The following is a 1,202-nucleotide window of genomic DNA, read 5'->3' as shown; positions in this document are numbered from 1 at the left end:
TCGCTGCTCGTACGTGAGCGGTTGACCTAACGCGCGTTGAATTCGTCCATCCGGCAGTTCCAACAGGACGACTCTGACATACCAAAACAATTGAAAAATCGCTTGTCCGGTCGGTCGGGTCAGTTTCCGGCCTCCCGCGCCCTTTAATGGGTGTTCCGGGGTGATGAACTGACGCACCCGGCGCTGGAAGACGCGGTAAATCGCCAAGGCCAACAGAAACAAATAGCCCAATACCGCGACCCGTTCCGGTTTTTTTACGTAAATCTCATCCGTAAAGAACGGGTCTTTCAAGAAAGAGAAGTTCATTTCCACCGAGATTTGGCCTTTATACAACTTCAAGATCTCTTTCGCATCCATCGGTTGACCTTTCCATTCCTCCGGAACGGTCGTGACAAGGACAAACCGGGACGCTTTCCGTCTCGCCTGTTCCCACGCATCTTGGTCGAATTCCACGTTCAAGCGAAGGGCGTACAGCGTTTCCATGTCCGGTTCCGCCCCTTTTTTCGGACGTCCGCGCCGTTTTTTCGGACGCACGATCGCTTCGACCGACGCCTCGACGCGATGGAACCGGAGACGAAGGGACGCCTTTAGAGACGCTAGGGCTTGTTCGGCGTCTTCCCGGCACGAAAACAGACGGCTTTCCCACTGGGTTTGTTTCTGCCGAAGAAGCTCTGCTTCTTGGTTTCGCTCTTTTTCGAGCGTCTTTCCTTTTCGTTGGTCGAGCGCGCTGGATTCAACGACGATCAACCGGACCGAATGACCTTCGTACGTCGATGTCGTTTCCCACACCCGGTAGGTGGCTCCGTTTTTCTCCGCTAAGGAGAACGGATCGCTCCACGGCGTGTCTTGGGCATCAGCTTTAGCCAGCGCGGTTTTGACGATCCGGAGCGAAGAAGGGCCTCTTGTGATCAAAAAGGCGTTGGCGGCCTTCGTTTGCGCCAGTGTGTCTTTCGTCATGGCGGCAGAATCGGCAACATAAATCCATTCATCTTCGATCTTCGCCTGCTTCAGCTGTTTCTGCACACGGGACAACACCTCGGGATTCCACGTCTTATCCGGCAGGTTGCCGTCGTGTACATCGCCATAAAACGGGATGCCATCCTCGTTGCCAATCAGCCCAAATCCGATCTGCTTTTGCCAACGATGATGCCGGTTGTAGCCATGCGTAATCTGCAAGGCATCCGGCGAGGCCGATTCATACG

At 54.6% G+C, this 1,202-nt stretch carries 1 protein-coding gene; it reads right to left on the bottom strand.

Going from position 1 to position 1,202, the window contains the following annotated elements:
- On the bottom strand, positions 1 to 1,202 hold a 1,202-nt coding region (locus M4I42_RS16900), incomplete at both ends, for an IS1634 family transposase (RefSeq protein ID WP_268853193.1).

It is taken from the genome of Anoxybacillus sp. J5B_2022, assembly GCF_026847645.1.
In the GTDB taxonomy this organism is placed as follows: domain Bacteria; phylum Bacillota; class Bacilli; order Bacillales; family Anoxybacillaceae; genus Anoxybacteroides.
Note: the sequence above shows the minus strand (reverse complement) of the source record. Positions and strands in the feature narration are given on the sequence as shown.